10 protein-coding genes are annotated in these 12,573 nt (G+C 56.6%); 7 read left to right on the top strand and 3 right to left on the bottom strand.

Annotation, left to right across the window (positions count from 1 at the left end; all coding sequences use genetic code 11):
• Positions 1–32: 32 nt before the first annotated feature.
• The gene (locus PUP35_RS10255; protein WP_133294365.1) at positions 33–1,370 is read right to left on the bottom strand and encodes a TolC family outer membrane protein; all 1,338 of its coding nucleotides are present in this window, start codon (positions 1,368–1,370) and stop codon (positions 33–35) included.
• Between the two features lie 740 nt (positions 1,371–2,110).
• Between PUP35_RS10255 and PUP35_RS10250 the strand changes: the two genes are divergently transcribed.
• Entirely contained in the window at positions 2,111–2,854 is a 744-nt protein-coding gene (locus tag PUP35_RS10250; RefSeq protein ID WP_274243089.1) for a DeoR/GlpR family DNA-binding transcription regulator, read from the top strand.
• Positions 2,855–2,867: 13 nt separating this feature from the next.
• On the top strand, positions 2,868–3,935 hold the full coding sequence (locus tag PUP35_RS10245; protein ID WP_274243088.1) for an oxidoreductase: 1,068 nt from the start codon (positions 2,868–2,870) through the stop codon (positions 3,933–3,935).
• Positions 3,936–3,979: 44 nt separating this feature from the next.
• Here the strand turns inward: PUP35_RS10245 and cybB are convergent, their stop codons facing one another.
• Entirely contained in the window at positions 3,980–4,510 is a 531-nt protein-coding gene (gene cybB, locus PUP35_RS10240; protein WP_274243087.1) for a cytochrome b561, read from the bottom strand.
• A gap of 189 nt (positions 4,511–4,699) precedes the next feature.
• Between cybB and gap the strand changes: the two genes are divergently transcribed.
• Positions 4,700–5,701, top strand: a complete 1,002-nt coding sequence (gene gap, locus PUP35_RS10235) for a type I glyceraldehyde-3-phosphate dehydrogenase (protein ID WP_023311641.1) — start codon at positions 4,700–4,702, stop codon at positions 5,699–5,701.
• Positions 5,702–5,756: 55 nt separating this feature from the next.
• Here the strand turns inward: gap and PUP35_RS10230 are convergent, their stop codons facing one another.
• Positions 5,757–6,551: a YdcF family protein gene (locus tag PUP35_RS10230; protein WP_274243086.1), complete on the bottom strand. Its 795-nt coding sequence runs from the start codon at positions 6,549–6,551 to the stop codon at positions 5,757–5,759.
• 328 nt (positions 6,552–6,879) lie between these two features.
• Between PUP35_RS10230 and PUP35_RS10225 the strand changes: the two genes are divergently transcribed.
• The 4 genes from PUP35_RS10225 (at position 6,880) to PUP35_RS10210 (ending at position 12,491) form a co-directional block, all read left to right on the top strand.
• Complete coding sequence (locus PUP35_RS10225; protein WP_274243085.1) at positions 6,880–8,199, top strand: MFS transporter; 1,320 nt, start codon at positions 6,880–6,882, stop codon at positions 8,197–8,199.
• A 158-nt stretch (positions 8,200–8,357) separates the two neighbouring features.
• Positions 8,358–10,010 (top strand): MFS transporter, encoded by a 1,653-nt coding sequence (locus PUP35_RS10220; protein WP_274243084.1) that lies wholly within the window; start codon positions 8,358–8,360, stop codon positions 10,008–10,010.
• A 22-nt stretch (positions 10,011–10,032) separates the two neighbouring features.
• Positions 10,033–11,112, top strand: coding sequence for an HlyD family secretion protein (locus PUP35_RS10215; RefSeq protein ID WP_274243083.1), 1,080 nt, complete (start codon positions 10,033–10,035; stop codon positions 11,110–11,112).
• On the top strand, positions 11,112–12,491 hold the full coding sequence (locus PUP35_RS10210; RefSeq protein ID WP_274243082.1) for an efflux transporter outer membrane subunit: 1,380 nt from the start codon (positions 11,112–11,114) through the stop codon (positions 12,489–12,491). The genes PUP35_RS10215 and PUP35_RS10210 overlap by 1 nt, the downstream gene beginning before the upstream one ends.
• Positions 12,492–12,573 lie beyond the last annotated feature (82 nt).

Here is a 12,573-nt window from a genome sequence, read left to right as displayed (position 1 = left end):
GTCTTACTTTGCGCAACACTGCGCGTCTTTTATTAACTCAAATCGGGTAATTTTGCGGCAGCGTTTTTCTCTATTCCAATAAGCGGCATTAAATTATCAACCGCGGAAGCATAATTAATTGCCGAACTCCAGCCATCATACTCAGCGATTATTTTCGCCGAAGTAGCCTGCCAGACATCCTGCTCAACGCTGAGCAGATCGTTAATGCTCCTCTTGCTCAGGGTGTACTCATTTTTATAAACATCCCGGGCGCGCAGGGCATTTTCCAGCTGCTGCTTCCCGGCCTCCATTCTTCCCCGTGCGCCGGTCCAGTCCGCCTGCGCGACGGAGGCTTTTTGCAGGACGTCGAAACGCGCCTGATCGACCTGAGAGGAGGCCATCGCTCGTGCTCCTTCAGCCTGCCGCACTCGTGCGGAAACTGCGCCCCCCTGATAAAGCGGTGCGTCAATATTGAGCTGGATCTGGTCGTCCCAGTACGAACGGTTGTCCGATTCATAACGGGTGCGCCCGCCCTTCAGGCTTAACGTCGGCCAGTGCTGGGACTTCGCCGTTTCCACGCCGTACTGGGCAGAGCGCTCCATGTTTTGCGCGGCCATAACCGCCGGTATCAGCGAATAATCAATGCGGTTGAGCGAATCAGGTTCAACCGCGAGGTTTGCGGGTACAGGCGAATAGTTTTCTGCCTGCATACCGGTTAATACCGCAAGCCGCGCGCGGGCGCTGTTTAAGGCGGCCTGATACTGTGCGACCGTCGCCTGCATGCCGGCAATACGCGTGCGGGTCTGGAGCTCATCGGAGGTCGAACTCACGCCCGCGTCGGCACGCAGCTTTGCCAGCTGCTCAACGTTTTTCAGCGCCTGAACGTTCTCCTTTGCCGCCTGCAGTAGATCGGCATAGCGTTTGACCTCGACGTAGCTCAGCGCCGTTTTTTCCGCCACGTCAGAGAGCGTGCCCATCAGCTGATAGCGATAGCTATCGCGCTGGGCCGAAGACTGGCTGATGCTGTTATTGGTCTTGCCAAAATCGTACAGCAGCTGCGTCAGGCTCAGCCCCCAGGCGGCCGAATTCTTCAGCGACCCGCTGGAATCGGTGGTCTGGCTGTGCCCTGTACTCCCGTTCAACGATATTTGCGGCATCCAGCCGCTGCGCGCTTCATCTATTTGTGCCTGGCCAATACCTAATTGTGCGGCCTGCTGACTAATAGACGGATCGCGATCGATAGCAAAAAGAATGCTTTCTTTTAAGGTTGTCGTGGCAACCGGGGCAATGCCCACCTGACTGCTATTGGCGTACGCCGTATTTATGGCTAATGAAATGAATGCCAGTGCTGCTGTAAATCGGCGTAACATAGGCTTTCGTAATATCGTCATTGTTATCTCCCTGACTCTGAGTGACACTGAAGCAATTACCCAAAAAGAGGTATAGATAATTAGACAAATATCTTATTTAGCATCCTTGCCGTATTTTAGGTAAAACTCCCCCATACCCATTTCCTCTGGAGATGAGATCTGCCTGCGTCTTATTTAAATTAAGAATTTACTTATTTCCTAAAGTGGTTAGCAGCATAACAAAATGTGTTATAGGCCACTACACCCCCAATGTTAAGGCGGTGTTACAATTAAGAAAAAACATGGGGTTTCTGGACAAAACTCTTAAAATGACCTTTCAGATGAAACATATAAACCGACTGTTATTTAAGGAAAATTCTTAATTTGCTCCCTGCACATTTTTGCGTTAATTTCCGCTCGGGTCAGACACAAAGATTTTCAAAGAAGTGTCAATTTAAGTAGCCAAACAGGCCCAATTAAAATTTAATGCCATTAATAAACTAATTAAAGCAATTAAAAACCGAACTATCACCATTTAACAGAATTAAAACCCAGACAATGATGGTGCAGTGGTTACATAACCCAAACTGTTAAATAAAACATAACAATAACATTATGATTAACATTCAAAACGGCTTGCTTATACCTTTTTAATAAAATTTTAATAATCACGCATCTGAATCATCACCGCACTCCCCGACATCAAAACGACATTGCCCTTTTCTCTGCGTTAAAATGCTGTATTATGCAAACTATTGCGACATTTTGCAGGATTGTACCCCATGCACAAAACCGCTCGTCAACGCTACGTTCTGGATATCCTGAGCGAGCAAGGCCAGGCCAGCATCACCGAGCTGGCCGAAAAGCTGCAGGTTTCAGCCGATACCATCCGTCGGGATCTGACCGACCTGGAGAACCAGGGCCTGGCGCAGAAGAACCACGGCGGAGCCATCGCGTTGAATCTCTCCGCCATGAACCGTCAGGGCCGCAATACGCTGCTGCCGGAGACCAAACAGCGCCTGGGTAAGCAGGTCGCACAGCAGGTTCCACCGGGCTCCACCCTTTTTCTGGATGCCGGGAGCACGGTGATGGCCGTCGCCACCTTTCTTCAGGGGCCGCTCACCGTCATTACCACGTCGCTGGATATCGCCCAGCACTTTAGCGACCGGGAAGACGTTGAGCTGATCCTGCTCGGCGGCAAATGGGACCACCAGCAGCGCCTGTTTGCCGGAAGCGCCACGTTATCTTTGCTGTCCCGTTATCGGGCAGATATCGCCATCCTCGGGGCGTGCGCCATTCATGCCGAACTCGGTCTGAGCGCCGGTAAAGAAGCGGATGCCGAGGTTAAACGCGCGATGCTCGACGCAAGCCACGAGCACTGGATTGTCGCCGATCATCTGAAAATTAACCGCTGCGAGCCGTATCTGGTTTCCGGGTTATCCAACATTCAACATCTCTTTTTAGATCGTCCCTGGCCTGAGCTTGGGGACCCTGGCGCATTACAGGTCACGGTGTGCGCGAATTAACGTGGAGAAGGTCATGAGTAAAGTTCAAACAATCAACATTGCGCTGATCGGGTATGGATTTGTCGGGAAAACCTTCCATGCTCCGCTGATCCAGTCTGTGGACGGGCTTAAGCTGGCAGTTGTCTCTTCTCGCGATGAAGAGAAGGTAAAACGCGATCTGCCGGACGTACAGGTGGTCGCCACCCCTGAAGAGGCTATTCAGCATCCTGATGTTGACCTGGTGGTGATTGCCTCCCCCAACGCCACGCACGCCCCGCTGGCGACGCTGGCCCTGAACTCGGGTAAACACGTGGTCGTGGATAAGCCTTTCACCCTCGACATGCAGGAAGCCCGCGACCTGATTGCGCTGGCGGAGGAAAAGCAGCTGCTGCTCTCCGTCTTCCACAACCGCCGCTGGGACAGCGATTTCCTCGGCATTAAGCAGGTTATTGAGCAAGGCACGCTCGGCAAGGTTAAACACCTTGAATCGCACATCGACCGCTTCCGCCCGGAAGTGCGCGTGCGCTGGCGCGAGCAGAACGTCCCCGGGAGCGGCCTGTGGTTTGACCTGGGGCCTCATCTTATCGACCAGACGCTGCAGCTCTTTGGCCTGCCGCAGTCGGTTCAGGGGAATATCGCGACGCTGCGCGACGGCGCAGAAGTTAACGACTGGGCGCACGTGGTCTTAAACTACCCGGAGCATAAGGTGATTCTGCACGCCAGCATGCTGGTGGCAGGCGGTACGGCGCGCTTTGCCGTTCACGGGGACAAGGGCAGCGTGGTGAAGGCCAGAATCGATCAGCAGGAAGCACAGCTGCTCTCAGGGGTGATCCCCGGCAGTGAAACCTGGGGCGAAGACAGCGACAGTATGGTGTTCTTCGGCGCTGACGGCGCGCCGCAGACGATCCCTACCCCGAAAGGCGATCAGCGACAGTACTATATTAACGTGCGTGATGCGCTACGCGGGGAAATCGCCAATCCTGTCCATCCTGTTGAGGCATTAGCGGTGATGGCCGTGCTGGAAGCGGCGGTGAAGTCGTCGGAGACGGGGTCAACTCAGGGGCTGGCGTTAACTGCCGAAGAGCGTGCTTTGCTGGGTTAAAAAACAAGCCGGGTGGCGCATCGCCACCCGGCAAGCGTTAAAGACTACGAACGCTTTTTCGGCATCATGCGCAGAAGGGTATTATCTTTCCAGAAATAGTGGTGCATCAGCGCCGCCGCGGCGTGCAGGCCAATCACAAAATAGCCCAGATTTGCCAGCGTTTCGTGCCACTCTTTCAGCACATCAACCAGGTCAAAATTGGACTCTGCCGCATGCGGCATCGCCAGACCAAAAGCAAACCAGTCGCTGCCCCGGTTATACATCATCACAATGCCAATCAGCGGCAGCGCAATAAACAGCACATACACCACCAGATGCCCCAGATGGGACATCCCCGTTACCATCGCTTTTGGCTTCGGTTCAATCGGTGGCGCGCGGAACTTCAGGCGAACCAGAAGACGCGTCACCATCAGCACCAGGATACCGATCCCGCATGAGACGTGGATCATGTTGATCGCCGGGCGCGCGGTGCGCGGGAAGAAACCTCTGAACTCCATGGCGCAGTAGGCGACGATGATTAACAGAAACACCAGCCAGTGGATGCCGATTTGCAGGCTTGTATATTTAGTGCGCATGTGATTTCTCGATTAAAAACAGTTACCGCGCCAACATAATCCCCTTTCCTTAAAAATTCATTAACTTTTCTGTATGGTTTTTCAAATACTTCCTCCCGCATGAAGCATCTTCAATTGCCGCCCTGCCCGTGATGGTCTAAGCCTGGATGAGTTCAAACTGTCGCATCGACACGTTTACAGGAGAGCACCATGAGTAAAATTGGCATTAACGGCTTTGGACGCATTGGGCGCCTTGTACTGCGTCGCCTTCTTGAAACCCAGGACAGTAATACCGTCGTCGCCATCAACGACCTCACCTCCCCGAAAGTGCTGGCCTACCTGCTCAGGCATGATTCCAACTACGGTGGCTTCCCGTGGAGCGTGGACTTCACCGAGGATGCGCTGATTGTGGACGGTAAAACCATTGCGGTGTACGCCGAGAAAGAGGCGAAGCACATTCCGTGGAAAGCCGCAGGCGTGGATATCGTCGTGGAGTGCACCGGCTTTTATACTTCTGAAGAGAAATCACGGGCGCACCTGGACGCCGGCGCGAAGAAAGTGCTGATTTCTGCGCCTGCGGGTGACATGAAAACTATCGTCTACAGCGTGAATGACGACACCATTGACGCCAGTGATACCATCATCTCCGTCGCCTCCTGCACCACCAACTGCCTCGCTCCGCTGGCGAAAGCCCTGAACGATGCGTTTGAAATTAAGGTGGGCACCATGACCACCATTCACGCCTATACCGGTACGCAGGCGCTGGTAGATGGCCCGCGTGGGAAAGACCTTCGCGCCTCCCGGGCGGCGGCAGAGAACATTATTCCGCACACCACGGGTGCCGCCAAAGCCATTGGCCTGGTGATCCCTGCGCTCAGCGGCAAACTGAAGGGCCACGCGCAGCGCGTGCCGGTAAAAACGGGTTCGGTAACCGAGCTGGTGGCCATTCTGGGCAAGAAAGTCACCGTTGAGGAGATCAACGCCGCGCTGAAAAAGGCGACGCAGGGCAATAAATCGTTTGGGTATACCGACGAAGAAATTGTGTCGTCAGATGTGATTGGCTCGCACTATGGTTCGGTGTTTGACGCCACGCAGACGGAGGTGTCAGAGGCGGGAGAACTTCAGCTGGTGAAAGCCGTTGCCTGGTATGACAACGAATACGGTTTCGTCACTCAACTGGTGCGGACGCTGGATAAGTTTGCGGCGCTGTGATTTTTTCCCCTCATCCTAACCCTCTCCCCATTGGGGCGAGGGAATTGTTCCGTGCTCAGATGATTTTTCGCGTCACCTTCAGGACCGGATCCTGCTGCAGCTGTTTCCATGCGGCCATGACGGCCTCGGGGAATTCAACGTGAGCAATATAATCCCGCCCGGCCGGGCCATAGCCGTTTGCGTCATCATACAGGCGCGGTAGTTCCCCCAGAACGAGAGAAAGATAGCGGTCAACGGGCCACAGCGCGGTGTAGCCCTCACCGAATTCCACGCCATCTTTTCCGTTTTGCAGCGTTGGCGTAAACCCGGGATGGCTTGTCCACTCCGGTGAATCGGGCTCATCACGACACACGCGGGCAAACGTCGCCATCGTGCGGCGCTGCATCGTCGGATCCTGCACCACCAGCACCCGCCCGGTCGTTCGATGACGCTGTTTCAGCATGTTCCAGCTAAAGCGCGCGTTTTCACCGCAGTTGGTGGATTGATCCTCAACCCACAGATGCGCCTGCGGGATCTGCCAGAACTCCCGCGCAATGTCGGCAAGAATGCTTGCTTCGGCCCGCCCTGCGACCGGTACGGTGTGGTAACGCGGATGACTGGCGATGGCAGCATATAAAAAGCTGGTCGAATGCCCGATGCCGCCGCTAATCAGTAGCGGGACTTCTCTCTGCGCGGCAAAACGGCAGGCCGCGTCAATGGTTGGGATCACCGCGTTTCCAGCCAGAATCACCGCATCAATCTCCGGGGACTGACGCGTCACGCTCAGTTCGTCCTGCGCCAGCCATGCGCCGACAGTATTGATGGCCGCCAGCGTGGCATCCGCCAGAAGGGGAAAATGGGGGTGAACCATGATGAACTCCTCATGTTGTTGAAGCGCCGAATTTATCATTTTCTGAAATAACCAGAAACATCCAAAAATCATCGGGTTGCACCTGCCTATTATGCTTTTGATTCCCAGCCTTACAAAACATTGTATTGTTCAGGCGTTATGAAAAAGCACCCGGCGCTGCTTATTTCACCGTGATCTGACCAGTTTTATCCCCCCTGCGCTTGCCAAAAGCAACATCCAACCCTAAGTTGCTTAACAATTTCACAACCTTTTTCATCATCACAGGTTGCACCTGAAGCGCGCCAGGTGACACCTCTCTCTCATCATCAACGTGGCGGGGTTTCAGGTCATGACAGAACATGAAAGTACGACGACGGTATTACGAAAAAATAAAAAGGTATTAATCGCCAGCCTTACCGGGAGCGCCATTGAATGGTTTGACTATTTTCTCTACGGTACGGCGGCCGCGCTGGTCTTCAATAAGATCTTTTTCCCGATGGTCGATCCGGTGATCGGGCTCATTCTCTCGTATCTCTCTTTCTCATTAACCTTTTTTATTCGCCCCATTGGCGGGGTACTTTTCGCCCACATTGGCGACCGCATCGGACGTAAAAAAACCCTCGTGCTGACCCTCTCTTTGATGGGAGGTGCAACCGTTATGATTGGCCTGCTGCCCACATATGAGATGATCGGCCTGTGGGCTCCTGCTCTGCTGATCCTGATGCGCATCATTCAGGGGATGGGCATCGGCGGTGAATGGGCCGGCGCGCTGCTGCTGGCCTATGAATACGCGCCAGAAAAACGTAAAGGCTTCTTCGGCAGCATTCCTCAGGCGGGCGTCACCATCGGCATGCTGATGGCAACCTTTATCGTTTCGCTGATGACACTGTTCAGCGAGGAGGATTTTCTCTCCTGGGGCTGGCGTATCCCGTTCCTGCTGAGTTCGGTTCTGGTGTTGCTCGGCCTGTGGATCCGCAAAGATATTGATGAAACGCCCGATTTTAAGAGAGTCAAAGCGTCCGGTCAGGTGGCTAAGGCCCCGCTGCGCGATACGCTGAAGCATCACTGGCGTGAAGTGCTGATCGCCGCCGGTCTGAAGGTGGTTGAAACCGCCCCCTTCTACATCTTCTCTACGTTTGTAGTGAGCTATGCCACCAGCACGCTGACCTATCAAAAATCACAGGCGCTGGAAGCCGTGACGCTGGGAGCTCTGGTAGCGACCATTATGATCCCGCTGATGGGGTTGCTCTCCGATAAAATAGGCCGTCAGCGCATGTACGCAATCAGCGTCTTCGTGCTGGGCCTGTTTATCGTACCGTGGTTTATGCTGCTCAATACCGGTACAACCTGGGGCATCGTGCTCGCGACGGTCATCGCCTTTGGCGTGCTGTGGGCCCCTGTCACGGCGGTGCTCGGCACGCTGTGCTCTGAAATTTTTAGTGCAAACGTGCGCTACACCGGCATTACGCTCGGCTATCAGCTGGGTGCCGCGCTGGCAGGCGGTACCGCCCCGCTGATTGCGACCGGCCTGCTGGCGAAATACGACGGCGACTGGGTGCCGGTGGCCTGGTATCTTGCCGTCACGGTAACCATTTCCTTAATCGCGATTTTCTGCGCCAGCCGCGTTAAGCGTGCAACACTCATCCAGGCGCAGCCCGAACGTCTCTGACCGTTCCCGGCCCGTCCTGCGGGCCGCTCTTTTTCCTTAAATTTCCCTTCACCATTTGATTAACATGCGTAAATCATATTCACTTGAATTATCATTTGCGGCAGACGTAGAATCGCTAGCCCGCTAATTATTCAATCATTTCTAAGGTAAACGACGTTATGCGCCTGCCCGAACGCGACCCTTATGCTCCTCGCGAGTGGCAGCCACATGAGAAACCCGCCCTGCTGGGTTCGCCCTCCACGCCCGAACACAGTACGCCAAAACGCATTGCCTACGGCGTCGTGGGCCTGCTGGTCTGCCTGACGGGGGCGCTGGGGAATGCGGTGGTGACCGCCAACCTGCAAAATTTGCAGGGGACATTCGGCGCCTGGTCGACTGAAATCGCCTGGCTGCCCGCGGTCTATGTGATGACCAACATTTCCATTAACCTGCTTCTGGTCAAATTCCGCCAGCAGTACGGTTTGCGGGCCTTTACGGAAGGGTTTCTGGTGCTGTACGTGCTGGTCACCTTTTTCCACCTGTTCGTTAACGATCTCAGCTCGGCGCTGATAGTGCGCGCCGCGCACGGCATGGTGGCCGCCGCGCTCAGCTCGCTGGGGATTTACTATCAAATCCAGGCCTGGCCTGCGAAGCACCGCCTGAAGGCGCTGACCATCGGCATCACCGGATCGTCGCTCGCCATCCCGCTGGCGCGTCTGTTTTCGACCGAGCTGCTGCAGCTGGACGAGTGGCGCGGGCTCTATTTCTTCGAGCTGGGGCTGGCGCTGATCTCCCTGGCCTGCGTGATAGCCTTAAAACTGCCGCCGGGCGACCGGCGCAAGGTATTCGAGAAAAAAGACTTTATCACCTTCTTTTTAATGGCCCCCGGGATGGCCCTGCTCTGCGCCGTACTCTCGTTAGGCCGCCTTGACTGGTGGTTCGAAGCGCCGTGGATTGGCTGGTCGCTGGCGCTATCGCTGGTGCTCATTGTGGCGGCCATCGTCTTTGAACATAACCGCACTAACCCGCTGCTGAACACCCGCTGGCTGTCGAGCGGCAGCATCGTCCGCCTGGGGCTGATTATGCTGCTGATCCGTATCGTGCTGGCCGAACAAAACACCGGCGTCATCGGCTGGCTGCAGTACGTAGGCTTACAGAACGAGCAGATGACGCACCTGGCGTGGTCTATTTTCGCCGGGATCGTCTGCGGGATCGTCACCAGCTGTCTCACCATCAAGCCCACCAAACTGGCGTGGCCAATTATTACCTCCCTGGCGCTGATGATTGTTGCCTCGCTGCTGGACAGCCAGTCTAACAACCTGACCCGCCCGGATCAGCTGATGGTAAGCCAGTTCCTGCTCGGCTTCGGCAGCGCCTTCTTCCTGGCGCCCGCCATGCTGGCCGCCATTGGCGGCGTGATCGCCGACCCGCGCAACCTGGTCAGCTTCTCGGTGATGTTTGGCATGAGCCAGAACCTCGGCGGCCTGCTGGGCTCCGCGATCCTCGGCACCTTCCAGACCTGGCGCGAGAAGTACCACTCCAGCCTGCTGGCGGACCAGCTCACCACGCTCAACCCGCTGGTCAACGAGCGAATTCAGCTTTATACCCAGATGTACAAAAGCCTGATTGGCGACAGCGCGCTGCTGGGAACCCAGGCGATAACGCAGCTGCAAACGGTCACCGCGCTGGAGGCGAATATTCTGGCTTACAACGATACTTATCTGCTGACGGCGAGCATCGCTGCCGCCACGCTGGTCTGGATTTTATGGCGCTTGCTGCGCCTGCGCATCACTGCCCGTCTGGCGCTGAAGAACGCCACCGGCAATAAATAATTGAAAGAGTTCTGGAGAGTTTATGAGTCAGCAGGATGCCGCCAAAGAGCAGGCCAACACCCGCAAAAATGTGCGTATTGTTTCCGTTTTTACCGCCGCCGCCATCGGTATTGTTGGCGTGCTGGTGATCCTTTACGCGTGGCAGTTGCCGCCGTTCACCCGCCACGCGCAGTTTACCGATAACGCCTACGTGCGCGGTCAGACGACGTTTATAAGCCCGCAGGTAAACGGCTATATCACCGAGGTGAAGGTTCAGGACTTTGTGCAGGTCAAAAAAGGCGACCTGCTGGTGCAGATCGATGACCGAATCTATCGGCAGCGCGTGCATCAGGCCGAGGCGCAGCTGGCGATGAAAATTGCCGCCCTGAATAACAACCTGCAGCAGCGTAAAAGCGCCGAAGCGACGATTGCCAAAAACGACGCGGCGCTGAAAAATGCCCGCGCCCAGAGCCTGAAAAGCCAGGCGGATTTAAAGCGGGTGAAAGAGCTGACGTCTGACGGCTCGCTTTCCATTCGCGAGCGCGACGCGGCGCTGGCCAGTGCCGCCCAGGGCAGTGCCGACATCGACCAGGCGAAAGCCGCCCTTGAGATGTCGCGTCAGGATCTGCAGACGGTGATTGTGAACCGCGGCGCGCTGGAGGCGGATGTCGAAAACGCGAAAGCGGCGCTTGAGCTGGCGCAGATTGACCTGCTAAACACCCGCATCGTGGCGCCGCGCGACGGCCAGCTCGGCCAGATCGCCGTGCGTCTCGGGGCGTATGTGACCGCAGGAACCCATCTCACCACCCTGGTGCCGCCTCAGCACTGGGTCATTGCGAATATTAAAGAGACTCAGCTCGCAGAGCTGCGCGTCGGCCAGCCGGTGAAGTTCACCGTAGATGCCCTGAACAACAAAGCGTATCAGGGCCGCGTGGAGAGTATTTCCCCGGCGACCGGCGTGGAGTTCAGCGCCATCACGCCGGACAACGCCACCGGCAACTTTGTCAAAATCGCCCAGCGTATTCCGGTGCGCATTGAGGTGCTCGGTAAGCCAGAAGATTCCGCGCTGCTGCGTCCGGGTATGTCGGTACAGGTGACCATTGATACGCGGGAGGCGAAGTAATGATCCTTCGCCCGATTGCCGCGCTGGCGGTGGCGGTCATGCTGGCCGGATGCCAGTCCGCAGACGTAAAACCGGCGCAGCCGACGCTGCAAATTCCTGCGCAGTGGCGCACCGTCTCCGGCCCTGCCAGCCCGGCGGAGCAGCTCTGGTGGCGCAATTTTCATGACAACCACCTCAACCGCTATGTGGATCAGGCGCTTAAGAATAACAGCGACGTGCTGATCGCCCGCGAACGAATTAACGAGTATCAGGCGCGGGTCTATGCAGCTGACGGGAGCCTGTTTCCTTCGCTTGACGCGGGCGTAACCGGGACGCGCGCCCGTTCGCAGTCCGCCGCGACCGGGCTGCCGGTCTACGGCACGCTGTACAGAGGTAGCCTGACGGCGAGCTATGACGTGGATATCTGGGGCGTCAACCGCAGCACGGCCAGAGCCGCCGAGGCCTCGCTGGCGGCGCAAAAAGCCGCCGCCGCGGCCGCGGATTTGACCGTTGCCTCCTCCGTTGCATCCGGCTACGTCACCCTGCTCTCGCTTGACGAACAGCTGCGCGTGACCGAATCCACCCTGAAATCACGCGAAGAGGCGTTTAACCTCGCGAAACGTCAGTTTGAGACGGGCTACAGCTCACGCCTGGAGCTAATGCAGTCGGATTCCGAACTGCGCTCAACGCGGGCGCAGGTTCCCGTGCTGCGGCATCAGATTGCGCAGCAGGAGAATGCCCTCAGCCTGCTGCTGGGAAGCAATCCCGGCGCGGTGGCGCGCAGCGAAAGCTTCGCGGGACTGACGCCGCTTACGCTGCCGACACAGCTGCCTTCTACGCTGCTGAACCGCAGGCCGGATATCGTCCAGGCCGAACGCCAGCTGGTGGCGGCTGACGCCTCGCTCGCGGCGTCGCGCGCCAGCCTGCTGCCGTCGATCAACCTGACCGCCACCGGTTCGGTTCAGGATCGCACCCTTTCCGGCCTGCTGGACAACCCGCTTCAGCTCTGGAGCGTCGGAGGTAGTATCCTTGCCCCGCTGCTGAACCGCCAGGCGCTGAATGCGCAGTTAGATATTTCTCAGTCCCAGCGTAACCAGGTGCTCTACGCCTATGAAAAAACCGTGCGTAACGCGTTTGCCGAAGTGAACAACAGCCTTGATGCGATAAGTCGCTATCAGGAACAGCTGACGGAGCTGCTTGCCCAGCAGGAGGTGGCCCAGGAGACGCTGCGCATTGCGCAGAACCGCAATCGCAACGGCTACTCCTCTTATCTGGACGTGCTGGACGCCCAGCGCACGCTGTACTCGGTTCAGACCAGCGTCGTGCAGGTGAAAAACAACCTGCTGCTTGCGCAGATTGATTTGTATAAAGCGCTGGGCGGCGGCTGGGTCAATGTCTGAAGGCGCTTAACGGGCCTGGATTTCGTCACGTAGGCCGGGTAAGGCGCAGCCGCCACCCGGCGATTCCCCCTCAGGAGACAAT

The organism is Enterobacter sp. S-33, assembly GCF_028735835.1.
Taxonomy (GTDB): Bacteria; Pseudomonadota; Gammaproteobacteria; order Enterobacterales; family Enterobacteriaceae; genus Enterobacter; species Enterobacter vonholyi.
The sequence above is the reverse complement of the archived record's forward strand: the minus strand, read 5'-3'. Positions and strand labels throughout refer to the sequence as shown.

What these genes read in the sequence shown, in the direction of transcription:
- PUP35_RS10230 (WP_274243086.1), bottom strand. Translation starts at nt 6,551, where the DNA reads ATGGTTCACCCCCATTTTCCCCTTCTGGCGGATGCCACGCTGGCGGCC.
- cybB (WP_274243087.1), bottom strand. Translation starts at nt 4,510, where the DNA reads ATGCGCACTAAATATACAAGCCTGCAAATCGGCATCCACTGGCTGGTG.
- PUP35_RS10255 (WP_133294365.1), bottom strand. Translation starts at nt 1,370, where the DNA reads ATGACGATATTACGAAAGCCTATGTTACGCCGATTTACAGCAGCACTG.
- PUP35_RS10220 (WP_274243084.1), top strand. Translation starts at nt 8,358, where the DNA reads ATGCGCCTGCCCGAACGCGACCCTTATGCTCCTCGCGAGTGGCAGCCA.
- PUP35_RS10250 (WP_274243089.1), top strand. Translation starts at nt 2,111, where the DNA reads ATGCACAAAACCGCTCGTCAACGCTACGTTCTGGATATCCTGAGCGAG.
- PUP35_RS10225 (WP_274243085.1), top strand. Translation starts at nt 6,880, where the DNA reads ATGACAGAACATGAAAGTACGACGACGGTATTACGAAAAAATAAAAAG.
- PUP35_RS10215 (WP_274243083.1), top strand. Translation starts at nt 10,033, where the DNA reads ATGAGTCAGCAGGATGCCGCCAAAGAGCAGGCCAACACCCGCAAAAAT.
- PUP35_RS10210 (WP_274243082.1), top strand. Translation starts at nt 11,112, where the DNA reads ATGATCCTTCGCCCGATTGCCGCGCTGGCGGTGGCGGTCATGCTGGCC.
- PUP35_RS10245 (WP_274243088.1), top strand. Translation starts at nt 2,868, where the DNA reads ATGAGTAAAGTTCAAACAATCAACATTGCGCTGATCGGGTATGGATTT.
- gap (WP_023311641.1), top strand. Translation starts at nt 4,700, where the DNA reads ATGAGTAAAATTGGCATTAACGGCTTTGGACGCATTGGGCGCCTTGTA.